Origin of the sequence: Brevibacillus brevis (assembly GCF_001039275.2) — a bacterium.
Lineage (GTDB): Bacteria > Bacillota > Bacilli > Brevibacillales > Brevibacillaceae > Brevibacillus > Brevibacillus brevis_C.
The window spans coordinates 4731943-4757660 of sequence record NZ_CP030117.1 but is presented as its reverse complement, the minus strand read 5'-3'; the positions used below and the strand labels follow the sequence as shown (position 1 = coordinate 4757660).

Sequence of the window (25718 nt, the reverse complement as noted above, 5' to 3'; positions counted from 1 at the left end):
CAGAAAGGGGCCATTTATGGACATTATTAACCAGACCAACCGAACCATGCTGTTCGAAGAGATCAACCCGGAAAAATTGGACCTCATCACCATTGTTGGAGATGTAAAAGGCATCGACAGTCTCAGCGATGACAAAATCAAGGAGATCAACGAGCATCTCCTCGTGCGCAGCTTTGATGAGTTTTTGGACAAGTTCTCCCCGAGTGTGTATTCGTTCTACAATGCAGCAAACCAAAAAGTGATGTACACCTTGAAAAAGCCTGATGGAATTGCAGAGGATGCGATTTCCGAGATCAAGATCGATCAGAGCAACGACTTCTTGAAAATGCTCTTTACCCTGATTGATACGAAGCGCAGCCAAGGAATCACCAATGTGGATTTCAAATTCGAGAATTTGCTCGATATGATTTCCCCGAAAAAAGTGATGGATGACATCCGTCAGGTGCGCAAAGAGATTCACTACTTGTACGGCCATTATGAAAAGCTCGATGATGGCGATCCGAAGAAGCTCGATCTCGGTGACAAGCTGAACACGATGTTCGAAGATGCCAGCAAAAACTACAACAACGTCATGGCAATGCTGCCGCTGGCGATTGAAGATATCAAAACACGCCTGCTCTTGGGCGGCGCACAAGAAGAGAACCAATCAGAAGCGATTCAGATCGGGATGCTGACGATTGGGGAAGACGGAGAACTGAAGATCATCGAGGCACCGAAGAGTGACAGCCGCGAGCTGATGGTTCTCGATGAAAACAGCGGAAACGGACTGATGAACGTTTTCGAAGAGGATTACGAGTCGATCACAGAGACGCCATCCACCTATGTAAAAGATCTCGTGGTGCGCACCTTCTGCCCGCTGCCGACGGTACATACCGAAGTCAACATTGAGACAGAAGTACAGAACTACAATACGTATCTGGAGTTTTACAAAAACGCCAAGGACGACTTCGTAAAAACAGTGAAGCCTTTGGTTGAGAAGATTTTGGGCGTGAAGATGTTCTTCGATCAGTACGTGACCAAGAACAAAGGCATGCAGCCAGCGATGCTGATCACGAATACGAAGCTCGACATGCTCGTGAAGTCCAGCAACATTCCACGTCTGGAGACTTACCTGAACACGGTTAACGCGAAAAACGACTTCACGGATACAATCTGGTTCGGAATCGTTCCATCGGTTGATATGGATTCCGCCGGAAAAGCACAAGTGACTCGCGAGCGTTTCCGTGGGAACGAAAAAGTCGTCAAGCAGGACGGCAATACGATGGAATCGCTCACCATGCTGCTCCAAGTCGTCAAGGACTTCAAGGTACAAGTGTTCTTCAGCTTCAGTACAGGTGAAGAAACGACCTTCAACAGCATGGCGACAGCGGGCATTGATAAATACATCGACAAGTGCGGAATCCTGGTGCGCAAAGAATTTAGTGAATTCGCTATCCCGTGCATTCCGAACTTCACGATTATTCCGAAAGATAAATCAGGAGTTGTCATCGACAGCAGAATGCTGCAAACCGAAGACGGCGTGAAGCTGTCCCAGGAAAAAGAAGACATCCTGAAGCTGTGGATCGAGGGTGTTTATGTCGGTGCCAGCTATGTAGCTGCTGGTATCGTGGCAGCGTACCAGTGTCCAGAGTACTTGCGCGAGACCTTCAAAGTGGTTAGCCGCGAATATCCAGGTGTGCGCTTTGACATCGAAGCAGGTGAAAATGGACTCCGCGCTGTCACCACAATGGCCAAAGAAATCTCTGGCTTTACCAACAACATCAAAGACTCCATCAACCGTAAAAACTTTGGATTCGTCTTCTCTTCGGAAAATGCACAAATCCAAGGCAAAGATATCAAGCGCATTACAGTGTACAAGGCACGCAGCCTCGCCATGGCAGAGGACGGCTTTGATTCCATCTACAAAACACTGGTCAGCACCTATATCGAGCGGATTCTCCGCTTCCAGACGGGTGATTTCAAACATGACAACATCGTGAAGTTCTTCAGTAACAATCCGAGCAGCCAAAAAAGCAAATGGCTGGGCACACGCGGCTTCGTGAACTCTATCATTCACGATGGAGATGACATGAGCTACATCATCGATGACAAGAGCAATCTGTGCCATATCGATCTGGTGTTCAACGGCAATGTGAAAAACCTGGAGGTCACCATCACCAAAGGAACGACTCCGGTCAAAGCATAGCATTGATCCCCTGGAGAGCTGTTTATGAAACTTTTTGACACATTACGCAGGTGGTTAGAGGTGTGTTTCCCAAAACGCACCCTTACACATAAGCCTCGAAGCCAATCAGGTAATTCGAGAGCAAGATTTCATTCCAAGGAGGTTTTATTCATGGGTTTTCGACTCAAAGTAGAAGGTTCTGAAACAATTGAGCTGGGCATGGACAACATTCAGACAGTAAAGTACGACACTGACACGCCAGACGATTCCAACGCGCGTTCCACAGATGTGGGTGCAACACTGAAACTGACTGGCAAAATCATCACTGCAACAGATGGTGACAGTGCGGATGACACCATGAAGCTGGCTCTCTGGTCTTTGGTACCAGCAGAAAAAGCGGATTGCTACCGCAAAGTAACACTGGAAGTAATCGCTGCTGATCAAGTGATCCGCAAAATCTACTTCCCGAACGCATTCGTAGTGGATTACAACGAGAGCTTTGGTGATACCGAGGGTGTAGGAACATTCAGCATCTTCATCAAGCAAAAGAAAGACAAAACCGAACTCACCAAAATCGAAGGCGGCTACGCTGTTTAGGTTTTGCATGAAGTAAGGTAGGAAGAGCCGTATCTCGAAAGCCGTGTTCGAGGTACGGCTCTACAAAATAACCAAAATCATTGCCAGACAGAGGGTGCATGCATGAAAAATTATTACGAGATTCTGGGGCTAACCAAACAAGCTTCCACGAATGACATCAAAAAAGCATACCGTCAACTGGCAAAGCAGCATCATCCGGATGTCAATGCCGGGAGCAGTGAGTCAGAGCGAATCTTTAAAGAAATTACCGAGGCCTATCAGACATTGCAGGACCCTGCCTTGCGCGAGGCGTACGATGCGCGTTACGAAGCTTTTCAGCAGAAGAAGCAACAACAGACTAGTCATACAGGCAGCACAAAACAAGGGCAAAGCAAACAGCAAGCACAGACTGCAACGGGTGTGAACTTCGAAGATTTGGGGAGCACCTTCGAACGATTTTTTGGTTTTCATCCGAAGACAGGCGAGATTAATCCAAACACCATGAAATCCGAAAAGAAAAATCCACTGGATACGACGGATATGTTTGAACAGTTTTTCCGCATGAAGAAAAAATAAGAGGGAAAAATCGGGCTTGGATGACAGCTCTTTCATGACATAGAGGTAGTTGCAACCTGCTCCTGTCTTTGGATGGATGTCTATACATACACCATTCGTCCAAAGCTCGGAGCATTTTGCTTAAAAAGAGTTCAAAAAATCATCTTTTGATCACGAGCATACATAGGTAGTGGATTGGGGGTAAAGATGTGGCGAAGAAAAAAGGGTACCAAAAGTCCATCAGAGTGAAGCTCATAGAGCTGCTGATTTCCATTCTTGTGATTAGTGCACTCATTTATGTCTTTGGTTATACGGACAGCAACACTCTGAAAATTATTACGGGAATTGCCTTCGGACTCTTTTTGTTCGGGGTCATTATCGTCAAGTTCGGAAGCCCCGACGAACCGGAGCCAAAGAAAGAGGATGGCGTCACCAAACTGGTTCTGTTAGATGAAGAGGGAGAGAGCGTGAAGGAGTGGTTCATCCAAGGGGAGACATCCCTTTTGATCGGGAAAAGCTCCGCGCAAAACGAGGTCGACATCGATTTGGCCGACGCGGAATATGCCGCCTTGATCAGCAAGCAGCATGCGGTTCTGAATCAAGCGTCTGGAGACTGGTTCATCGAGGATATTCATTCCAAAAACGGCACAGGCATCAAGCAGCCGAACAAACGTGACAAGAGCAAGCTGGAGATTGAACAGCCGCATAAAGTGAAGGCTGGCGACATCATTTACATAGCCAATACCCGCTTGTTGTTGAAATAACAACGGGGTAAACATCACTTTTACACACATACATATCGTCCTTGCACGGAACGAAACGGGGGAGCAGAAGAATGAGTTTGACAAGATGCGCGAATGGTCACATGTTTAGTACCAGAAAACACGGAAGCACCTGCCCTTATTGCAGTATGGTCGTCGAGCCTGGGGCAAAACCGGACAACAAAGCACCAGCAAGAGTGGCGGACGACGATAAGACGATGCCGTACCTGGGGGAAACAGAAGGGATCGAACCTGTTACCGGATGGCTGGTATGCATTGAGGGGCCGCAACAAGGTCAAGATTACCGCATTATGGCGGAGAAGAACTTCATTGGTCGTGCAGAGGATATGCATATCCGAATCGTCGGAGACAACACGATCTCTCGTCGCAATCATGCGGTGATTGTCTACGATCCGAAAAAACGCAACTTTTACTTGCTCCCGGGCGATGCGTCGGGGCTTGCCTATCATAACAATGAAGCAGTGTATACACCAGTCGAGCTCACTGCTTACGATGTACTCCAGCTCGGAAAGAGTACCTTTATTTTCATCCCGCTGTGCGGTGTTCACTTCGAGTGGGACAACTCCAACAAAGGCAAGGAATGATGAGCATGTTTCAACAGGGCGCAATCCCGTATCTGGTCGTCCTTGGCGTGATCATTGCCATTACTCTTTTGTTTCGTCTGCGTGCAGCTTTGATCCGGCAAGAAAAGAATCCCGTCATCCAGATCGGAAATGGACAGACGATCGGCAGGCGAGAAGAACAGGATGATTACTTTTCGACAGCTACATCATCTCATGGGACGATTGCGGTCTTGGCTGATGGAATCAGTGGACTGGCTAACGGCAGACTTGCTTCAACGCTTGCCGTGACTACATTTATCCGCGAGTTTACAAAGCTGGACAACCCGAAGCATACGTCCCTCTTCTTTTCACGGGCTGCTTCCCTTGCCAATTCGGAGATTTTGCAGGCACTGAGAGGAAGTCGGGGTGGGACAACACTGGTAGCTGGCGTAATCGTAGAGGACAAGCTGTATTGGGGAGCGGTTGGAGACAGTATCATTACCGTTTTCCGGAATGGAGAATTCATCCCGATCAATCAAAAAGACATTTATGAGTCGGTGCTGGAGGCGCGTTTTCTGTCCGGTGAGATTACGAAGGACGAGGCGTTGGAGCATCCACAGAAAAAACAGCTAATCAACTACTTGGGCTACGAGAGTTTTCAAAATATCGAAATTGGCCGTGAGCCGTTTCCTCTTGAGAAGGGAGACAAGGTCATTCTGTGTAGTGACGGTGTCTACGATACGTTAACCGAGATGGAGCTGGAGCAGATTTTGTTTCAAAATATCGCTGCCCATGACGCGGCTGACCAAATCATTGAAGCGGTGGAAAGCAAGCAAAAAGCCAATCAGGACAACGCAACCATTCTCATCCTGGAAAAAGGCTGGTAACGGGGGAGCGGGTAGTACGAATGAGAAAGGACAACAGTGAATTCATTACCGGGTTTCTATCCGAATCAGGCAGCTTCGTTCGCAACAAGGATTACTTTGCCTACGCCGAGCTGGATGATATCGCGTGCTGGGTAATCGCCCGCGGATTGGACAACGATCAGGAAGTAGAAAGCGCGGAGTTGGCGGCGAAAAGCGTGCTGGGCTACTTTTTGCAGAAGCCGTCCATTTCACGTTATCGCATTCGCCGCTATTTGCAGGAGGCCCATCGTGTCCTGCAAGCGGAGAGCCATCGCGTCAGACTAAAAGCGAGCTTGACCGTAATCGTAACGGACTATGCCAGAGTGAGGTACGGGGTCGCTGGTAACACCCGACTGTATCAGTTTCGGAATGGCCGATTGCAATGGCAGAGCAAGGATCAGAGTCTTGCCCAACAGATGGTGGATGGGGAGGAGATCGCAGAGGATACGCTTGATCAGCACGAGGAGCGACATAATCTCCTGAGCTATTTGGGGACACCCAATGAATTTCGTCCGTTTGTTTCCAAGAAGCTCCCGCTCTATGACGGTGATGTTTTTCTGCTTGCCACCCCTGGTCTGTGGGAGAAGGTGAATCCGGCCGAAATGCAGGACGGGCTTCAAGAAGCGACAGATCCTGAAACCTGGATCGATACGCTGGAGGACGTGCTTTTGAGCAAGCAAGAGCATGTCGTTCAAAACTACACGGCAGCCGCTATTTTTGCGAACAAAATTTTCAAGACAGACCCGCAAAAAAAATGGCGGATTATCAAAAGGGTGGCACTCATCCTTCTCGTGCTTGCCTTGGCTGGAGGCGGAGCTCTGCTGTACAAGATGAAGGAAGCGGAACGCATCGCGGATGCTGCGACAGGGATGTTCGAGCATGAAACAGCCGGAGACGCTTTCATTGCGGAGGGCGATTATCCGAAGGCACTCAAAGCGTACAGCGATGCCCGAAATGCCGCAAATATCGTGAAAAACAAAGTTCAGGCTGCTCTCTTGGCCAAAAAGATCCGCATTACTCAGTTGATCGTGGATGGAGATACGGCTGTAAAGGATGAGCAGTACGCCAAAGCATTGGATAAGTACGACAAGGCGCTCAAAGAAATGAAAGGGCGCGATGATTTTAACGAACCGGAGATTTTGGAGAAAAAAGAAAAGACGCAATCGTATGTGCTCGTCATGCAGTGGAAAAAGGAAGGAGATCTCTTGTTTGAGGCGCAGGATTACGCTGGTGCGGAGGCCTATTACCAAAAGGCTCGCAAGCTGGCGTTGGAAACGTCTTTTGTAACAGGAGAAAAGGAGCTTCGCACCAAGCTGGACGAGGTAGCTTCCAAAAAGACCGGCATCGATAAGGAAAAGAAGACGCTCGACGGCGACAAGCTGGAAAAGCAAGGCGACGAGAGCTATGCGGCGCAAGACTTCGAGGGAGCGATCCAATCGTATACGATGGCGCAGGAAATTTATCAGGAGATTGGTGTGCTGGAAAAAGTTTTGGCGATGGAGCGCAAGGTGACAAAGGCAGAGGAGAAGCTGAACCCTCCTGCTGCTCCGCCTTCGGCAGGTGCGCCAGCAGGTCAGCCGCCTGTGCAAGGGACGGGTGCTGCGAGTCAACCACCGGCAGCTCAGGTGAATCAAACGGCCCCAGTTAATCAAACCGCACCAGGTAACCAGACAGCTCCTGTAAATCAAACGGCCCCGGTTAACCAGACAGTCCCAGTCAATCCGGTGGCTCCAACGTATCAGCCAGTTCCGGCACCTCAAGTAGTGCCGTCCAATCAAGCAGTTCCGCCAGCCACGACAGCTCCGGCGACTCAGCCAGTTCAGCCACCGCAAGCTAATCCACCAGCTATAGCCAATCCGACACAGGAGGAGGCAGCGAAAACGCCATGAAAGAGATCGTACTGGATCGTTTGAACAAAATGGAGGAGCTGGAGCAGCGCAGGTTGCTCAAGCAGATCATGAACGGTGTCTTCCTCAACCTGGTCGAGTATCAGGAGGAGATGCAGAAAAAGCTGGAGGAGCGTGTTTTTACCGAGATCGAGGACAAGGAAGATAAGCATGACATCTACGTGACCCTCTGTCATCGCGATGACTTTGATCCGATCCACGAGTACTTGTACCCGATGATCCCTGGCGATGAGGAAAAGAAGATATGTGATCGCAAAGAGTTGGCGGTCAAGCTCAGCAACCAGGAAGAAGCGGTCATGATGACGATTTTTTTAGAGTGTGAGTACGACAAGATACAGGCGCTGATGATGAGCAAGCGAACCTTCAAGGGGCGTCTGAACACGGCAGGCAATCACTATCCAATCGAAGTGCGCCTGCAACAAAGTCGTGTCTATATGGATGAGCTGGAAAAGCTGTACAACATGTTTCAAAAGAACGGGATGCCGTGGAAAACGGTGAATCACCCTTACGCCAGCAAGTTTTTCGATGTCATTCTGGTTGCCTGTGAGGGCACGTTTACAGAAGACGAAGAGATATTGGAAATGTCGATTACCCTAGATGAGTGGGAGCCTTACAAAAAGCTGGATGTTATCCCGTTGTGGAACATCGAGCGTTTGGCTTTAAAAAACATCGGGTTTCCCGTACCTGCCATTGACCGGGTGAACTTCGAGCATGTCCTGTCGTTACGTAAGACGGGCAGTGAGCACGGATATTTGGTGGATGGAGATGAGGAGCTGATTCGCTACATCAAGCGATCACCGGAAGAACTGACGATTGTCTCTCCTCAGGAGAAATCGGGAGTTTGGAACGTATGCAAAATCACGCAGCCTGTCACGACCCGAATTGGAAGACTCGACTACGAATTAGTGTCCAATCGACGCAAAAACAGCTTCATCGGGAGCTATGCCCGGAAGCAGGCAATGACCGTACGAGCCAAAGGAGAGATTATCCGAATCGTCCATTCCTTTGAGGCCGCCGAGCAGCTAGAGCTAGTGAATGTAGAAATCCGGGACAAAAACAATCGGCCTCCCGCTACGTACGGCTTGAATCCGTTCATTAGCGATAACGTCCGGGTAGAAAACGACAAGAAGATCATGGCTCTCGGCTTTCGGAGACGCGGGGCGAACAGCTTTCTTCTTCAAGACATGATGAGCTTCCTCGTGTCCGAGGTTCAGATGTATTTTCCGGAATACAAGTGTGAAGGAGAATGGGCTTGAATTACATCTGGGATTTGATTATTCGTGCAAAACGCGCCGGGATCGCCAAAAAAGACATCCAGTTCAAGGCTGCCAAAGTGTATTCGCCCTACATGGAGCTGAGTCATGAGGCCATCAACGCCAAAACGGTGGACAAGACAGTAGAAGTGAATCCGTACTACCGCTTCGACGATATTTTCCGTGACCTTTTTGACGCCAATTACTCGGATGATGCAGAGCTTCGGCATACCTTGTTTGATATCATCATCCATTTGCTGGCGGAGATTGATCTGTCGCAAGGGATGAATAAGCGTGAATACCACATCCGCTTTGTGTTGCGCGACTTGGAAGCGGGGCTGTTCGGCAGTCGGGTACAGGAAAATATCCGCCTTTTTACCAAAGAGGAGCGAGAGATTATCGCCGGCAATATTTTGCGCTTGTATGAGACAGGCGAAGCGGTGTACCTGCTCAAGGATACGATGCGCAAAATTTTCTCTCACTCTACCATTTACGCCAATTGCGAAGAAAAAGATGAGCTACTGATTTACGTCGGGCAGTCGGAGAGTGAAACCGCACATGCCAAGCTCGCTTTAATCAAGGATATTTTTCTTCCGGTTCGGTTCCATACAGAGATTTATTGGCGAAATCATTTCGGCATCTTGGATGTCGAGGAAACGATGCAAATCGACAGTGTTGCACTGTACTAGAGGTTTGACCGATTGACCCCAACAAAGGTCGGGAGAGAGGAGAGTTGGGATGTCTACCTATTCATATAAGCTTCATCTCCAAAAAGGCAGCGGGGATGGAAATCAACGCAATCAATCAGGCGAAGCGACCTACACACGGGACGAGCTGATGGAGATGACGACCTTTCAGCTCCGCAATATTTGTTACAAGGAAAAGCTGGTCCGCTCTGTCGTGAACAATCTCGATCGGGAAGGACTGCTGCACACGATTCTGCGTTTTCGAGGCGCAGAAGAAAACCTCCTGATTGAGCGTGCTGTTCCAGGTGGTGTTGAACGCCTAGAAGCCGTACTCCACAAATATTTAAACACACCGATGCCAGGTGTAGATGCGATCAAAATTCCAGCGAAGATGTACTTGTACACGGGTCTTGCCATTGACAGGCTGGACAACTATCGCGTCGAATCCTCGCAAGGCTTGTCTGAATCCAATGTGCTTTTGGTGAATGACCATATGGAGCTATGCGGCATTCTGCATCTGCGCAAGGACAAAGACGATAGGAGAGCAGGGCATTTTAGGCTGCACGCTCACCAAGATGCTCCATTGAGAAAGACCGTCAATCAAAACTACAGCCTGCTCTTTTTCCGCAAGCAGGATTCGGAGTATTTGTACAAGGCGTATCACCAGGACCATCCGTTGCCGCCTGTCAATCTCCACTACTACAAAGTACCGGTGACTGACCTCGAAATCAGGGAATTGGAAGAAACAGATGCCGTTCTCGCAATTGATTTTGGTACCTCCTCGACGACAGCGGGTGCTTTTCTCGATCATCAGTATGTGAGCTCCCCTTCTAGCAACGACTTGTTGAATGGACGCATACGCTTGAATGCGATCAATTACGTTTCTTTCCCCGATACGACGCAAAAAAACGAGGAATGGATCGAGGTGCTGCCGACGGCTGTCAGCGTGGCGGATTGCTCCTCCCCGCATGACGTTCGCTTTCACATCGGTTATGAAGCACTGCGGCACATGAAAAAGAACGGATACAGCACGAACGCGACGGTGTTTCAAGGCATCAAACGCTGGGTGAACAGCTATCAAAAGATCGAAGAGGTCATGGACAGCCAAGGAAATACCGCGACTGTGAAACGAAGCGACATCCTGCGTCAGTACCTTCTTCACGTTATTCAAATGGCCGAGCATCAGTTCAAATGCCGCTTTCGTCATCTGCATATCACAAGTCCAGTCAAGCTGAAAACGCAGTTTCTTGAGATGTTCACCGAGATTTTGCCTGAGTATCGCATCGAATCAGAGCACGCCCTCGATGAAGGAATGGCCGTCCTGTTTAATACGATTGCGGATCAAATTGACAAAAACAGCTTTCTGGACGGGGAGACGTATCAAGCGCTCGTCATCGATTGCGGCGGAGGAACGACGGATCTGTCATCGTGCCATTTCCGGATCGAGGACGGACATATCTCCTACCGTATCGATATCAATACGACCTATGAAAACGGCGATACCAATTTTGGTGGCAATAACATTACGTATCGCATCATGCAATTTATGAAAATCGTCTTCGCGGACTATTACGGAAAAGGGCGGCAAGTGACCGACATCGACCAGATCATCGATATCCCTGGATCGGAAATTTTCCGGTACGTGGATGAATACGGCGTCGACTCCATCTATGAACGCTTCGAGGCGAGGTATCGGGAAGCTGAGGCGATTTTGCCGACTCGCTACAAGGAATACGAGAACAAGAGCCGGGACGAGTATCAGCGTGTCCGCAACAATTTTCACTTTTTGTGGGACCTCGCTGACCATATGAAAAAAGAATTTTTCCGCCAGACCGGCATTCTGCGCAATCGCTTCACATCCGATACGGAAAATCGTCAAGAGCCTGATCTAAAGCTGACGGCAGTCGAGCGATGGGTGTTGTCGATACGGGAGGATGGTCGCTTCCGGGATGTGTTTGATTTTCCTGATGTCGTCTTCAACGCCAAAGAGATCAATCACCTGATCAAGGCGGATATTTACGAGATTTTGCGAGACTTCTTGGACGATTTTTACCAACAGGGAAGGCTGGCTGACTTCTCGATCATCAAGCTGACTGGGCAGTCGTGCCGGATTGATGTTTTCCGTGAAGCACTCAAAGAGTTCGTCCCTGGACGCAGTATCGAGTTCAGGCAAAAGTCGGAGGAGGCGGGCAAGGTGCCAGACCTGAAGCTGTCTTGCTTGCGTGGAGCACTGCGCTATCAAAGTGCCAAAAAGGCAGGTTTCATCGAAGCGCAGATTACGAATCATGCACCGATCGTCCCGTATTCCGTGACCGCCTTCACTCATAACAAGCAAGAGAGGGTACTCATTCATAGTCAGGAAAAGCTGAGTCTCGTGCATGGATCTATCTCGCGTCCCTACGGAGTGAGCGAGGTTGAGTTTTATCTCAAGGAAAATGATGGACAACTGCGCCAGCGGTACTTGTACATGGATGATCCTGCTCAATACAAAACGGTGCTGTATGAGGACATTGCGGGCAAGTACGGTACACATATCCCGCAGGATGAGACTGACTCGATTCAAAATGGCGAGTCGAAATACTTCGTGTTTGCGAGTGGCAGCGAGTGGGGATTCCATGTCGTGCCAGTAGCTCGTCTGAATGAACAGCTTGCTTTGGGGAAAAAGGTTTTCTTTGCTTTTGAGAGTGACTTGTCCGAGCTGGATTTCTTTGACGGGATGAAATGAGCAAATAACCAGGCAGCTTAAATGAACAGGAAGGGGGAACAGCGGTGTTTTCCCATCTCTATCCCAATTTTCATAAAGGGCGAATTCTCAAGCGAGAGATGCTTGAAAATCTGCGTGATTACCCGCGACATTTTGTAGATTTATACTTTCAGGATTATACAGACGGCATTGTTTCCGGGGTGGATGTAACGATCGGCGAAGGGCACCTCACTGTCGGCAGAGGGATCGTCAAGCATCAAGGGCGGATTTACTTGTTCGAACGGGAAGAGCGTGTTCCTTATGAGGCCACAGGTATGGAGACGGTACTCAAGATTCGCTTTCAAGAGGAGACTTCGTTGACCGACTATTACGTTTACGAGACGTCTTATGTTCTCGATCAGGACATAGAGTCACGACAGGATGAAAGAGAGTTGGGTCGCTTCAAGCTCAAGCAAGGGGCAAGGCTACGCGGCGATTATCAAGACTTAGCCGATATGGCGACTGAATTCAATACATGGAATATCGTGCATGTCGAACATGCTGGGAGAGACGAGCCAACCCTTGCTCCCTACATCCTGCGGTATTTTGCGAATGAAATGCTGAAAACTGTCACCAATCACCCGTATGATCTCACCTTTGCCATGCAGTGCTTGAATGGGGACAGAGTAGAGCGGGGGCTCATTCTTCATTATATAGGCAACAGACTGGGGACTGGTTACCGCGAGTACACGAACCTGCAGATTCTCAAATACCTCGCACGCATATTGGATGACGCCAAGAGTGGCGGAAAGTCCTCAAAAACGGAATGGAAAACAGGCGGGCGTCAGCGGGTTATTGTTGATTAACGAGAGGATGGTGAATGGAAATGGCGCGTATGGATGAAAGCATTATCGGCATGTTGAATGAGCTTTCCGGTGAGGATGCACAGCCAGCAGCAATACGTTTTGGTCCAAAGGGCAAAAATCGACTGGATGTAGTGAACAAAACATTTATTACAGTCGGTGAAGAGAGAATTCCCATGGAGGACAAGCGCGTCCTCGACGATCTCGTACAGATTCGACTCCCGAAGACATTTTCCATCATGAGTCCAGAAGTAGCAGCTTTGAAGTATCCATCAGAACGTAGGCCTTCCCTGATTTTTACCAACGAAACAGCGTCAATTAACCTGGCTTTTACCTATACCGAGAGCAAGCTGACCGATTCTCCTGCGCAGTTGAAAGCCTTCATGGATGTCATGAAGCAGGTTTTGCGAAGAACACAGCCGCTCGCTCGTTGGCAGGAGGAAGGAATACGTGAGATTGCCGGGGCCAGCGTTGGATTTTTCGAGTTTGTTGCACCAGCATTGGATACGGACATTTACAACCTGATCAGCTTTGTCTCCCTACAGGGACGCGCTCTTCTCTGCACGTTTAATTGCACGGAGCAGGAGCTGTCAGATTGGAAGCCAGTAGGCTGGGGGATTATGGATTCCTTGACGCTTGTATCCACCAATTCGGATGAAAATGGGAAGGGAGAAGGGAAAATATGAGTCTTCCTGTCATTGCCTACAACAATTTGCAAATCTCTCCTTATCAATTGACGCATCTGGTAGAACTGACGATTACGAAAAAGATTAATGAGCACGCTCGCCTGACATTTACGGGGATCGTACCAGAAGAATTGAAGGACAGCTATGTAGAAATGACAGAAGCACAGACCCCGATCGAAATCAGCCAGGTGGATAACGAAGGCAACGCCACGCCGCTTTTTGCGGGGATCGTTCTGGAGATAGGCATCAAAGCCGTCCGAGACGTCTATTATTTGTACGTCGAAGCGGTCTCGCCTACGTACAATCTCGACGTGAAGCGCAAGAGCCGTTCATTTCAAAACAAAGCCATGACCTACGGTGCCCTTTTGAAAACAATCGCAGGTGAATATCCAGGCATGGACATTATGGACATGGCCTCCAATGGTGGGAAGCTTGGTTCCTTTACCATGCAGTATCAGGAGACGGATTGGCAATTTCTTAAGCGGCTTGCTTCGCGTTTTCAGACCGGACTGATGCCAGCATCCGTCTTTGAAAAGCCGAAGTTCAGCTTTGGTGTGCCAGAGGGTGCCTCGAAAGGTAAGCTGGACGATTTTCACTATCGGGTGCGTAAAAATTTGAGTGAATACCGCCATTCCTCGGAAAACGGGGTCAAGGGCGTGGATGAAAATGACTACATCTTTTACGAGGTCGAGACGGATCGCGTTCTCGATTTGGGCAACGGTGTGGATTTCAAAGGGAAGAGCTTGTATGTGCATGAGGCCTATACCGAGATGAAGAAAGGCTTGCTCAAGCACAAGTATTTGCTCGCGTCCAAAAAAGGAATGAGCCAAAAGCCGCTCCACAATTCGCTCATCGTAGGGGCATCGGTGCAGGGAAAAGTCATTGAGGTCTCAAAAGACAACGTCAAAATCCACCTCGATATCGATGAGAGCCAAAGCAAGAGCGAGGCGCACTGGTTCCCGTATTCCTCGGTTTATACAGCCGAAGGAAACAGCGGTTGGTATTGCATGCCGGAGCTCGATGACTACGTCCGCGTCTATTTTCCGAGCAACAAGGAAAGTGACGGGATTGCGATCAGCTCTGTCCGGAAAAATTCAGACGAGGGCGAAACGAACAAGCTCGGGAATCCCGATATCAAATACTTCCGAACGGCTAACGGAAAAGAACTGATGTTCAGCCCATCAGAGGTATTGCTTAGCGCAAAGGACGGGGAAATCCTCATTCGCATGACCGACGCGGACGGCATCCAGATTTTCAGCAAGAAAAATATCAAGGTTGTCTCCGAAAAGGACATTTTGATGGACTCAGCCACGAAGGTGATCATCTCGGCGAAAGAGGAGATCAGTCTCACCTGCAAAGAGAGCAACATCAAGATGGACGGAAATACAAGCATCGTCGGGCAGGAGCTCAAAACCAATTGACACACATGGTTGCCACGCGGGTAACCGTGTGTTTGGTGTATGCAAAAACGGTGAGAAGAAGGGGGGATTGGCATGGAAAGAGAGGAAGCCTTGCAGCATTTCAAGGAGCACGAGGTGCCGAAGAGAACCATCGCCAGCCTGCATGCCTTGGATGCTTACTATCAGGCGAATAAAGAAAGGCTCGCAAAAGAATTTCTCCGTTCATTTGAAGCAATATGTCAACGCGTGGTTGATAAGCAGGAGCAAGGGGCAAAGGGCAAACTGGCGTACTTGACCTATTCCATGCTGCGGACGGAGCTTCTGGAGGGAAGCAATCAGTATTTGCTGGAAGCTACGGATAGCAGTTGGTTTTTCGATCCGGTGGAGTGTCAAACCAGCTATGATGCGAGCTGGGCGTATCACTTTTTGGATCGACTCGCAATCGAATGGAACGAGGCTGCCAGAGCGTATGCCGGACACGTAAGACTTCCCGATATCGAACGGATCAAGCTCGTGGAGGCAGAGAAGTTTCATCAATATGTCGTTCACTTGATCCGTTATGCCATGGTGCAGGCTGTTCAGTTGGAAGTCTTTCAACAGGTGGACAAGGAGCTGGAGTTGGAGGTGCGTGTCGGAGAGTATCTGGATCAAAGCGAGATCGTGTACTGTCTGGATACTCGCCACAAAGATTCCGAGATGATCCGTGCTTGGCTGGAAGAAAAGCAAGAGCTGGAATACGGCTACAAGGTTTTGGCTGGCCTCGATCTGGGACAAGGGCAATTCGATGGTCTTGATTTACGTTATTCGGACCTCTCTGACAGTCAGCTAACGAAAGCGACCCTTCGCGAAAGTGTTTTGGTCGGAACGAGATGGCATCGTGCGCAGCTAAAAGCGGTTGATTTCGGCGACAGTCTCATTCATGGAGCGGATTTTACCGGGGCGAATCTGCTAGGTGCGAGCTTTCGTGAAGCATCCGGGCCAAGGGGTCTGTTGGAACCAGATGCGTGGGAGATGCCCGGTTTTGATGGCGTCTTGTTCATCGGGGCGGACTTGACCGGGACTGATTTTACCGGAGCAGATCTGCGCGGAGCAGACTTTACAGATGCGATTTTGACCGGTGCGAATTTTAGCGGAGCGCTTCTCGAGAGAGCTGTATTCTCGGAGGAGGCCAGGGGGTCCATTCTGTTGGACGAACTTCAGGAGCGACATGTCGTTTGGCGAGAGGGGAGTCAGGTATGAATTATTTCATCTTGTCACAGGACGAGCGAATCGCGAGTGCAGTAGAGCCAACAGGCGTTTTTGACGTCATCCGGCAGGAGTGGCTCACCACAGAATATCAGGACGAGTTGGACGAGGCCGTCATTCAGTTCGACATCAAGCAAAAGAAAGAAAACGACTACCTGGATTTTCTCGACAGACCGATCCCGCTCTATTCCAACCGTTTAAAGACAATCATCCACAAGTTCGCGCCGAAGCTGTTTGTCAAATCTGTCGTGCTCGTAGACAGGGAGCGGATCAAGCAGGATTTGTACTGGATGATGATCCTGCCGCGTGTGAACTGCCTGTCAGAGCAAAGCGAGTTTCACAAGGACGGCTCACTCAAACGGCTGGTTCTCGATCCAGAAAAGATTGGACGTCATACGATTTTTCAAATCGAAGGGATTCGTGAACCGTATATCATCATCGATTTGCGGCTGGCGGAAGCTTTGCTGCGCAGGGACTTTTTCGGTATCCGCTTGAAAAAAGCAGAGCAAGCAGGGAGGAGAATGAGTCATGCCCATGATTGAAGATGTCGATGTTGTACCTTCGTCGGCTCCGAAGAAAAGCTACGTCGTGGCGGGAGCAATTCTCACGTGCGACTACGGGAGCCAGAAGAACAAGCTGAAAACGCCGTTTAGTCATGGCGTGTACATTCGCAACCAGGCACAAATGAACGTGAATGACTATATGCCGCAAGTGAACATCATGCCGTTTGGCAAATGCAAATGCGAGAAAAATCCAACCGTCGCGGCTGCTACTGCTGCCAACAACGGTGTACTCAAGCCGATGCCATGCGTTCCTGTGGTCACTATGCCCTGGATCGATGGCAAAGCAGATGTACTCGTGGAAAACCATCCCGCCCTGTTAAACACCAGCACGAACATGTGCATATATGGAGGCTGCATTCGCATCGAAGACGACGGACAGGAGCAATAGTGAGGGGGATTGTATGAATACGACAGAGAAGCTGGCTGGATACGAAAATATTCAGTTGGTCTCACCCTTTGAAATCCAAAGCCTGCAAGATGTCAGAATCGTGAAGAAAGTTAATGAGCACGCCAGACTGTTCGTCACCGCAATCATCCCGGAGGAAAAAAGCGACCGTTACATTGAGATGGCGACGAGCGAGGATACAGTCGCGCTGAATTTGGTGGAAAACGGTTCACTTATGAAGACATTGTTCAAAGGACTCGTGGATTCCGTCAGTGTGAACTTCGTTCGAGGTGTGTACCATTTGGAGCTGGAAGCGGTCTCGCACACACAGCGAATGGACGGACAGCGCAAGATGCGCTCTTTTCAGCATAAACAAATGACGTATGCCAGTCTGCTGGATGAAATCACAAAGGACTATCCTGGCTCGGATTATTTGGACCATGCTTCGAACGGAGCGCCGCTTGGGACCGTCGCCATCCAGTATCAGGAGACAGATTGGCAGTTTTTAAAGCGACTGGCCTCTCGCTTCGGCTCTATTCTCGTCGCCGAGGCTGTCGCGGATAAGCCAAAGTTTTGGTTCGGCTTGCCCGAGGGACGTACCGCCCAATTGACAGACGCCAGCTACACTATCAGCAAAAGGCTGTCTCCCTTTATGGAAACGACAGAAAACGGCTACGCGGCAGGTATGTCGGAAAACGATTTTCTCACCTATGAAGTAGAAAGCGGACAGGTCCTCCAGCTCGGAGACCGCGTGAACTACCAAGGCAAAGAGCTGGTCGTCGCCGGTTCAACAACGAGGATCGACCATGCCCTTCTCATTCACACCTATCAACTCATGCCCGAAGCAGGCGTCCGTCAAAACCCTATTCGCAACGATGACATATGCGGCGCTGCTCTGGAAGGCAAGATCATCGACATCCAGAAGGACACCGTCAAAATCCACCTCGACATCGATCCGAAGCAGCCCAAGGCAGAAGCGAGCTGGTTCCCGTATGCCACGGTCTACTCGGCAGAGGGCAACAGCGGCTTTCACTGCATGCCGCAAATGGGCGACTCCGTCAAGCTATACTTCTCCACGCCAGATGAAGAAGGCGCTATGGCAGTCAGCTCCGTGCGAAAAGGTGGAGGCAGCACCGCGAAAACGGGCAATCCCGGCATCAAGTACTGGGGAACCAACTTTGGCAAAGAGCTGATGATGGGCGGCAAGGAGCTCGTTCTTACTGCCAAGGAGAGCAAGGAAGGCAATATTTTTATCAAGCTGCATGAAGAAGACGGCATCGAGATTCACAGCATGCATCCGATCGTATTTTCCTCGGAAAAGGATATGGAGATTACGTCAGACACCAAGGTTGAGATCAAGGCCAAGGAAGCCATTTACCTCATGTGCAGCACCAGCAGCATGATTTTGGACGGGGAAGTGGATCTTCAAGCGCCGAAGATTGAGATGGTCGGGCTGACGAAGGCGCCTGTGGTTGTGGAGGATTTGCCGCAGGAGGAGGAAGAGGAAGAAGTCGTTGAAGAGGAGCAGGAAGAGGAGAAGTCTGGATGGGGCTTCCTCGATAGCTTACAGCTTGGACTCGATATCGTCGGGATGATCCCTGTCATCGGGGAAGTGGCAGACGTCGTCAATGCGGGGATATCCGTCGCACGTGGCGATTATGCTGGTGCCGCTATGTCCCTTGCAGCCGCGATTCCTGGTGCGGGTACGGCAGTCACTGCGGCAAAGTTGACGACGAAAGCAGTGAAGGCAACAAAAGCGATGTCCAAGGCAACGAAAGCGGTCAAGGCAGCGGACAAAGCACTGGGTGTATCAAAAGCGGTCAAGGCGACGGCCAATGCAGCAAGCGCAGTGAAAGGCAAGGTCGTCACTGCTGCGCGGAATATTCAGGAGAGTATGGACAAGCTTGCTGCTGTGCAGAAGCTGAAGAAGAGCATGGTCGGCAAGTTCATGCAGAAGCCTGTTGTGAAAGAAGTGCTCAAGGAAGCGGGATCTGAGGCATTAGATTATGCGACGGACGGTGTCTTCTCGACCGTAACGGGAATGGCCTGGGCTCGGAAAAGAATCAAAGGGAAGCACAAGAAACCAGACAAGTTAAGAAAGATGAACGTCAAAAAAGTAAAACCGAAAAGCTGCATCAAAGACCCGGTCCATGGCGGTACTGGAGCGCAGTTTATCGTTCATCCTGCCCTCAAGCTGTATGGCGCCGAGACGTGGACGTTTGAGCTGCATTACAACTCCCTGCTTTTGCAAGAGGGCGCACTGGGCAAAGCATGGACACACAATTATGAAATGCGCCTGGAATTCCTGGATGAGACACGCGAAGAAATTACAGTTTGGTGGAATGCTAGCCGCGCCAATACCTTTACCCGTGTTCAGGGCGGATTATACCGATCCAGCGATGCGGATGTCTTTTTTGACGAACTGCGGGAAAGACAAGACGGCTATACGCTGTGGGTCAAGGAAACGAGAGAGACGTACGATTTTGCCAGAAATGGACAAGCACTTCGCCATACGGTGGCTGCCGGAATGTCGCTGCTCTTCAGCTATGACCAGCATGGCAGGCTGAATCGCTTGACAGAAGAGCGGAGTCGTCGAGCGTTTTCTCTGGAGTATGATAGTAAAGGATTGTTGTCTCGCTTGTCGGATGGGACTCGGTACCTTAGTTTCGTATACGATTCCTCTTGCCATTTGACTAGCTTTACTGATCCTAAAGGAATTACTAGTGACTTGAGATACACAGCTGACGGTCAGTTGGAAAAACTATTTTTGGACGGTACTCAACTCTATGTTAATACCTTTGACGAGGAAGGGCGCATAATCTGTCAGACAGATGCAGCAGGTATTCCTGGTTATATTCAATATGATACCGAGAGTCGACCTGGGAAAATGGTTACAACTTTCACAGATGGCAATGGGAATACCGAGGTCATGATCCATGACAATAATGGTAATTTATTGGAGAAAACTGAGAAGGATGGGACTATTACTAAGTACTCCTATAATGAGTGGGGACAAACTACTTCTGAGACAAATGGAGCTGGTGAGACAACCACATATATTTATGATAATCGCGGGAACAAGGTAAAAGTCGTAGATCCTCTTGGCAATACGAGTACGTATACGTATAACGAAAATGACCTCTTGGTCGCAGAAGAAGATGCGGAAAGTGGAGTGACTTTTTACGCTTATGATGAACATGAGCGTTTGATCAGTATTACCCGACCAGATGGTTGCACCTCTCGGATCGATTATAACGAGTATGGGCAAAAAACCACTTATATCAATTTTTCAGGTGCAAAGACAACCTATCAATATGATGGATATGGACGAATTGTTTCGGTTCAGGATGGAGAGGGCCGAAAAATCCGTGTTGGTTACGATAATACTGGGCGTATGGTAAGTTTTACGGACGCATTTGGAGGAACCATTGAGCGTTCTTTTGATTCAAATGATAATCTAGTAAGCACAACGGATCCCATTGGAAGAATTCAGAAGTTTTTTTACGATTCACATGATAGGCGAATAAAGGAAGTTTATCCGTTAGGAACAGCAACTGAGCTAACTTACACCATAACTGGAAAGATCGAAACAGTCACAAACGCATTAGGAGAACGAATTCAATATCTATACGACCGGGAATGGCAAGTTATTGCAGTAGTTAACCGATCAGGGGTAAAAACCAATCTCGAACGAGATACGATGGGTCGAATTACATCTGTTATTGATCCTTTTGGGAACCGTCAGCGGTATGAATATGATGCTGCTGGGCGATTAAAGGCTGTCTATGATGCAACCGGACAGAAGGTTAGTGGCCTTATTTATGATGGAGTAGGCAATGTTCTCTCTCATATAGATGCACTTGGACGAACAAATCAATACCAATTTAATAAACTTCACCAAGTCATTGGTATGACCAATGCTGTTGGTCAGAAAACCAGATTCGCCTACGACGCAGCCGCAAGACTGATCGAGGTACTGGAAAACGAAACAGCGTTATACAAGCAGCAGTACGACGCAGAGGGCCGTCTGACTAGTTATATGGATGCCAATGGTAATGTCACCACCCTCACCTACGATGCCAGTGGTATGCTTTTATCCGAACGCAACTCAACTCGAGAAGGAATGACCTACCGGTATGACAAGCGCGGATTGCTCGCTGACAAAACTAATGCACGTGGTCAGGAAACAACTTATCACTACGATGCAGCCGGACAGCTCATTGAGCAGAAGGACGAAGCTGGTACCGTCCGAAGGACTTTTGATGCTGAGGGTCGAGTAGTCCGTGTCACGGAAGATGGAAAAGAGACCAAGCGCCGCACCTACGATCTTTTGGATCGAATTGTCTCCAGCACAGATCAAAACGGGTATACTGTGCAATATACCTATGATGTCGGAGGTAGATTGGCAACGCTCACCTATCCAGATGGCAAGAGGGTTTGCTATACCTACGATCTTATGGGTCAACTGACCACTGTAACAGACTGGGCAGGTCGTGTTACACGCTACACCTACGATGAAAATTATCGCCTCATCCGTACAGAGCGACCGAACGGCACGGTAGAGCAGCGTCACTATGACGCAGCTGGGCAGCTTCTTCGTCTTTGGGATCAAAATGCGCAAGGTGTCATGCTCCAGCAATATCGGTTTGTGTACAACGAGCTCGGACAGATCATCCAAGAGGAAGAAAAGCAGTACACCTATGATGCCCTGCGGCGCCTGACGAGCGGAGCCATGGCAGGACGAAAGATTCTCTATACCTATGACCAGGGCGGGAATATTACCGCGATCGGGGATTCAGGTTCGCGTCTTGCTACGGCGATGACGTACGCCAAGGACAACCGACTGGATACCGTAGATGGTCAACAGGTTCAGTATGACGAGGACGGCAATCTGCTGTTACTACCAGGCAAGCAACAGCCAGAAACGTATGCGTATGATGCCCGCAATCGTCTCGTACGTGCCGGACAAGCTCGCTACACCTATGATGCCGAATACGTGCGTACCTCCATGACATGGAACGGTAAGACGACACGGTACGCGGTCGACCAAAACGCTGACCTGACTCAGGTTCTTATGGAACTGGAGGAAAATGGAGCCGTAAAAGCGTATTATGTATATGGACTGGGGCTCATTGGTCGTGAAGATGCGCAAGGCGATTATTTGTCCTATCATGCGGATATGCGCGGCAGTACGACCCTTTTGACCGACGAGCATGGTCGAGTCACAGACCGTTATACCTACGGATTGTACGGGGAACTGGAAGTACACGAGGGCAGGACAAAACAGCCGTTTTGCTACAACGGTCGCGATGGAGTCATGACCGACCCGAATGGGTTGTATTACATGCGGGCGCGGTATTACCATCCGGGGTTAAAGCGGTTCCTGAACCGAGATGTGCTCCAAGGAGATATGACGGACGGGCAGACGTTTAACCGCTTTGCTTATGTGAACGGGGACCCTATACGATATATTGATCCGTTAGGATTAATGAAGGATTGTGAAAAGGGAGCTAGTGTATTTACTTCGCAAGGATATGCAACTAAAGTAAGCAATAAAACAAAAGTATATGGTACCCACAATCCATCAGACAGTGCTTCAACAATTTTAAGAAATGAACTTAAAGCAGCTGGGGTTGAAACACCTCCTTATCCAAATGCAGCACATCATATTATTCCGTGGAATGACCCTAGGGCTTATGATGCTCAACAGATTTTAAAAAGGTATGGTATTGATTTTAACTCAGCAGCGAATGGAGTCTTCTTACCTAATAAACCGTCTAAATATGTGGGTGATGAAGCTCTGCATATTGGAAATCATGGACCTGACTATATTAAATATGTAACCAAAGCATTACAAGAGACCGAGCAAATGGGTGGTACTCAGGCTGACATAGTTCACACTATAAATACAATAAGAGGCAAATTACTTAACGGTACTTTACCGTTAAATTGAAAGGAGAAGAATTAGGTGAGAATATGGAAGATTGAAAGTGATGTCAAAGGATATAATTCTCTTCAACTTGTTAATTTTGAAGATGACCAGGAAAGGTATTTTGGGAAATTTGAATCTTTAACACCACTTCAACAGAATTGGGGAGAAGTTCAAGTCTATACGATTGAGGAAGGGGAGTTGAGTGACCTGCCTCATTTTTGGGGATACTCAAAAGCAATGGTAATGAGTGAGAAGGCTAAAAAAGTACTGGAATCGAAGCTATCAAGTTGCGTAGAGTTTCTTCCACTACAGCATAAAGAAGGAAAGTATTATGTACTTCACGTCTTAAGTATTTTACAAGCAGTTGATTATGAAAGTGCTTTGCTACGAAAACTCCCTTCGGGTTTGGTAGTGGGTTTCGAAAAATATGCTTTTAAACCTGAAGTTATTGATGGGTACAATATTTTTAAGGTTTTTTTAAATGAACGTGTATATGGAACAGAAACTTTTGTCTCAGATGAAATAAAAGAAATAGTAGAAGAAAATAACTTAAAAGGATTTAAATTTATCGAGGTTTAGTTTATTAACATAAAAAAATTAAATATAGCTTTATTCTTAGCTTATAATCATGTGAAACAATCGCCTTGTTAAGGTTCATAGACCTTTAACGAGGCATTTTTTCTGGATTAGAGTTAGACTACTTAATTCGTGTTTTTCTAATATTAAAAGCAGCAATACGACGGAGAAGGCAGACTAACGAGCTATACGGATGGCAATGCCACCACCACCCTCTCCTACGATGCCAGTGGTTTGCTTTTATCTGAACGTAACGCAGCCGGACAGCTCATTGAGCAGCAAGACGAAGCGGGGACTGTTCGCAGGGCTTTCGACGCCGAGGGTCGCGTGGTAAGTGTCAAAGAAGATGGAAAAGACACCAAGCGCCGTTCCTACGATCTTTTGGGACGAATCGTCTCCAGCACAGATCAGTATGGGAATACACTACAGTACACCTACGATGCGGGAGGCAGACTAGCAACGCTCGTCTATCCAGATGGCAAGACGGTTCGCTATACCTACGATCTCGCAGGTCAATTGACCATGGTCACAGACTGGGCAGGTCGTATTACAAGGTATACGTATGATGAAAATTACCGCCTCATCCGTACAGAGCGACCGAACGGCACGGTAGAGCAGCGTCACTATGACGCAGCCGGACAGCTTCTGCGTCTTTGGGATCAAAATGCGCAAGGTGTCATGCTCCAGCAATATCGGTTTGTGTACAACGAGCTCGGGCAGATCATCCAAGAGGAAGAAAAGCAGTATACCTATGATGCCCTGCGGCGTCTGACGAGCGGAGCCATGGCAGGGCGAAAGATTCTCTATACCTATGACCAGGGCGGGAATATTACCGCTATTGGGGATTCAGCTTCGAGTCTTGCTACGGCGATGACGTACGCCAAGGACAACCGACTGGACACAGTAGATGGTCAACCGGTTCAGTATGACGAGGACGGCAACCTTCTGCTGCTCCCGGGTAAGCAACAGCCAGAAACGTATGCGTACGATGTCCGCAATCGTCTTGTTCGCGCCGGACAAGCTCGCTACACCTACGATGCAGAATACGTCCGCACCCCCATGACCTGGAACGGTAAGACGACACGGTATGTGGTTGACCAAAACGCCGATTTGACTCAGGTTCTTATGGAGCTGGAGGAAAGTGGAACCGCCAGAGCGTATTATGTATATGGACTGGGCCTCATTGGTCGTGAGGATGCGCAAGGCGATTATTTGTCCTATCACGCGGATACGCGCGGAAGCACGACCCTGTTGACCGACGAGCATGGTCGAGTCACAGACCGTTATACCTACGGATTGTACGGGGAACTGGAAGTACACGAGGGCAGGACGAAACAGCCGTTTTGCTACAACGGCCGCGATGGAGTCATGACCGATCCGAATGGGTTGTACTACATGCGGGCGCGATATTACCATCCGGGGTTGAAGCGGTTCCTGAATCGAGATGTGCTCCAAGGGGATATGACGGACGGGCAGACGTTTAACCGTTTTGCTTATGTGAATGGGGATCCAATTGGGTTCATTGATCCGTTGGGGTTGATGAAGTGTAAAGAGGGGACGGGTAAATCTTCGAAATCAAAGTTTGAGTTTGATTATGATACAGAACGTGAATTAGGCATTAAACGAATAACAGATGAATTTGGTGGGATGATTGAAAGTGTTGGAAACAGAAGTAAAACACTTAATCCTAAAGAAATCAGATTCATGCAAAGTTCTATCAGTAATAAAACTGGTCAGTATACGGTACTTGATAATGCTAAGGCATTTTCAGAAAACCCTTCTAAAATATTTGAATTAAACCCGATAAGAGTCTGGCAGGACGGGAAGGGGAACATATGGACACTCGACCATAGAAGGTTAGGGGCTGCTAGACTTGCCGATTTAGACAAAATTCCAGTTCAGTGGGCTTCTAAAGCAGAAGTTTATCAGGATGCATGGAAATTTTCTACAAGGGTCGATGGCAAATCTATTGCTTTAAAAATTGGCAAGGGCTTGAAGGAAGTTATCGAATAGGA

General features: G+C 48.7%; 19 protein-coding genes. All 19 read left to right on the top strand.

The features are described 5' to 3' along the window. Nucleotides 1-16: 16 nt before the first annotated feature. Nucleotides 17-2185 (top strand): hypothetical protein, encoded by a 2169-nt coding sequence (locus tag AB432_RS23010; RefSeq protein ID WP_048035930.1) that lies wholly within the window; start codon nt 17-19, stop codon nt 2183-2185. Nucleotides 2186-2335: 150 nt separating this feature from the next. Further along, entirely contained in the window at nt 2336-2761 is a 426-nt protein-coding gene (locus AB432_RS23005; protein WP_007728098.1) for a hypothetical protein, read from the top strand. A 102-nt stretch (nt 2762-2863) separates the two neighbouring features. Beyond that, a complete protein-coding gene (locus AB432_RS23000; RefSeq protein ID WP_048034255.1) occupies nt 2864-3316 on the top strand; it encodes a J domain-containing protein in 453 nt (150 codons plus the stop codon). Between the two features lie 188 nt (nt 3317-3504). After that, on the top strand, nt 3505-4059 hold the full coding sequence (locus AB432_RS22995) for an FHA domain-containing protein (RefSeq protein WP_048034254.1): 555 nt from the start codon (nt 3505-3507) through the stop codon (nt 4057-4059). Between the two features lie 71 nt (nt 4060-4130). Continuing rightward, nucleotides 4131-4661 (top strand): FHA domain-containing protein, encoded by a 531-nt coding sequence (locus tag AB432_RS22990; protein ID WP_017252081.1) that lies wholly within the window; start codon nt 4131-4133, stop codon nt 4659-4661. A 5-nt stretch (nt 4662-4666) separates the two neighbouring features. After that, entirely contained in the window at nt 4667-5506 is an 840-nt protein-coding gene (locus tag AB432_RS22985; RefSeq protein ID WP_048034253.1) for a PP2C family protein-serine/threonine phosphatase, read from the top strand. A gap of 20 nt (nt 5507-5526) precedes the next feature. Next, complete coding sequence (locus AB432_RS22980) at nt 5527-7413, top strand: PP2C family protein-serine/threonine phosphatase (protein ID WP_048034252.1); 1887 nt, start codon at nt 5527-5529, stop codon at nt 7411-7413. Further along, nucleotides 7410-8687 carry a hypothetical protein gene (locus AB432_RS22975; RefSeq protein WP_048034251.1) on the top strand — a complete coding sequence of 426 codons (1278 nt, stop codon included), beginning with the start codon at nt 7410-7412 and terminating at the stop codon, nt 8685-8687. Before AB432_RS22980 ends, AB432_RS22975 begins: the two co-directional genes overlap by 4 nt. Continuing rightward, on the top strand, nt 8678-9373 hold the full coding sequence (locus AB432_RS22970; RefSeq protein WP_048034250.1) for a hypothetical protein: 696 nt from the start codon (nt 8678-8680) through the stop codon (nt 9371-9373). The genes AB432_RS22975 and AB432_RS22970 overlap by 10 nt, the downstream gene beginning before the upstream one ends. A 49-nt stretch (nt 9374-9422) precedes the next feature. Then, complete coding sequence (locus AB432_RS22965) at nt 9423-12095, top strand: acetate and sugar kinases/Hsc70/actin family protein (RefSeq protein WP_048034249.1); 2673 nt, start codon at nt 9423-9425, stop codon at nt 12093-12095. Between the two features lie 44 nt (nt 12096-12139). Next, a complete protein-coding gene (locus AB432_RS22960; protein ID WP_048034248.1) occupies nt 12140-12919 on the top strand; it encodes a hypothetical protein in 780 nt (259 codons plus the stop codon). Between the two features lie 14 nt (nt 12920-12933). Further along, the gene (locus tag AB432_RS22955; protein WP_048034247.1) at nt 12934-13602 is read left to right on the top strand and encodes a hypothetical protein; all 669 of its coding nucleotides are present in this window, start codon (nt 12934-12936) and stop codon (nt 13600-13602) included. Continuing rightward, entirely contained in the window at nt 13599-15023 is a 1425-nt protein-coding gene (locus AB432_RS22950; RefSeq protein WP_048034246.1) for a contractile injection system protein, VgrG/Pvc8 family, read from the top strand. Before AB432_RS22955 ends, AB432_RS22950 begins: the two co-directional genes overlap by 4 nt. A 72-nt stretch (nt 15024-15095) precedes the next feature. Next, entirely contained in the window at nt 15096-16241 is a 1146-nt protein-coding gene (locus tag AB432_RS22945; protein ID WP_048034245.1) for a pentapeptide repeat-containing protein, read from the top strand. Further along, the gene (locus tag AB432_RS22940; protein ID WP_048034244.1) at nt 16238-16789 is read left to right on the top strand and encodes an imm11 family protein; all 552 of its coding nucleotides are present in this window, start codon (nt 16238-16240) and stop codon (nt 16787-16789) included. Before AB432_RS22945 ends, AB432_RS22940 begins: the two co-directional genes overlap by 4 nt. Beyond that, complete coding sequence (locus tag AB432_RS22935; protein WP_048034243.1) at nt 16776-17198, top strand: DUF4280 domain-containing protein; 423 nt, start codon at nt 16776-16778, stop codon at nt 17196-17198. Before AB432_RS22940 ends, AB432_RS22935 begins: the two co-directional genes overlap by 14 nt. 13 nt (nt 17199-17211) lie before the next feature. Further along, nucleotides 17212-23148, top strand: a complete 5937-nt coding sequence (locus AB432_RS22930; protein WP_082195984.1) for an AHH domain-containing protein — start codon at nt 17212-17214, stop codon at nt 23146-23148. 15 nt (nt 23149-23163) lie between these two features. Next, nucleotides 23164-23706 (top strand): imm11 family protein, encoded by a 543-nt coding sequence (locus AB432_RS22925; RefSeq protein WP_048034242.1) that lies wholly within the window; start codon nt 23164-23166, stop codon nt 23704-23706. 231 nt (nt 23707-23937) lie between these two features. Further along, complete coding sequence (locus tag AB432_RS31355) at nt 23938-25716, top strand: RHS repeat domain-containing protein (protein ID WP_048034241.1); 1779 nt, start codon at nt 23938-23940, stop codon at nt 25714-25716. Nucleotides 25717-25718: the final 2 nt, after the last annotated feature.

Coding starts and splice junctions, on each gene's coding strand:
- AB432_RS22950 (WP_048034246.1), top strand. CDS start 13,599: ATGAGTCTTCCTGTCATTGCCTACAACAATTTGCAAATCTCTCCTTAT.
- AB432_RS22985 (WP_048034253.1), top strand. CDS start 4,667: ATGTTTCAACAGGGCGCAATCCCGTATCTGGTCGTCCTTGGCGTGATC.
- AB432_RS22975 (WP_048034251.1), top strand. CDS start 7,410: ATGAAAGAGATCGTACTGGATCGTTTGAACAAAATGGAGGAGCTGGAG.
- AB432_RS22945 (WP_048034245.1), top strand. CDS start 15,096: ATGGAAAGAGAGGAAGCCTTGCAGCATTTCAAGGAGCACGAGGTGCCG.
- AB432_RS22980 (WP_048034252.1), top strand. CDS start 5,527: ATGAGAAAGGACAACAGTGAATTCATTACCGGGTTTCTATCCGAATCA.
- AB432_RS23000 (WP_048034255.1), top strand. CDS start 2,864: ATGAAAAATTATTACGAGATTCTGGGGCTAACCAAACAAGCTTCCACG.
- AB432_RS22990 (WP_017252081.1), top strand. CDS start 4,131: ATGAGTTTGACAAGATGCGCGAATGGTCACATGTTTAGTACCAGAAAA.
- AB432_RS22935 (WP_048034243.1), top strand. CDS start 16,776: ATGCCCATGATTGAAGATGTCGATGTTGTACCTTCGTCGGCTCCGAAG.
- AB432_RS23010 (WP_048035930.1), top strand. CDS start 17: ATGGACATTATTAACCAGACCAACCGAACCATGCTGTTCGAAGAGATC.
- AB432_RS22970 (WP_048034250.1), top strand. CDS start 8,678: ATGGGCTTGAATTACATCTGGGATTTGATTATTCGTGCAAAACGCGCC.
- AB432_RS22965 (WP_048034249.1), top strand. CDS start 9,423: ATGTCTACCTATTCATATAAGCTTCATCTCCAAAAAGGCAGCGGGGAT.
- AB432_RS22955 (WP_048034247.1), top strand. CDS start 12,934: ATGGAAATGGCGCGTATGGATGAAAGCATTATCGGCATGTTGAATGAG.
- AB432_RS23005 (WP_007728098.1), top strand. CDS start 2,336: ATGGGTTTTCGACTCAAAGTAGAAGGTTCTGAAACAATTGAGCTGGGC.
- AB432_RS22940 (WP_048034244.1), top strand. CDS start 16,238: ATGAATTATTTCATCTTGTCACAGGACGAGCGAATCGCGAGTGCAGTA.
- AB432_RS22930 (WP_082195984.1), top strand. CDS start 17,212: ATGAATACGACAGAGAAGCTGGCTGGATACGAAAATATTCAGTTGGTC.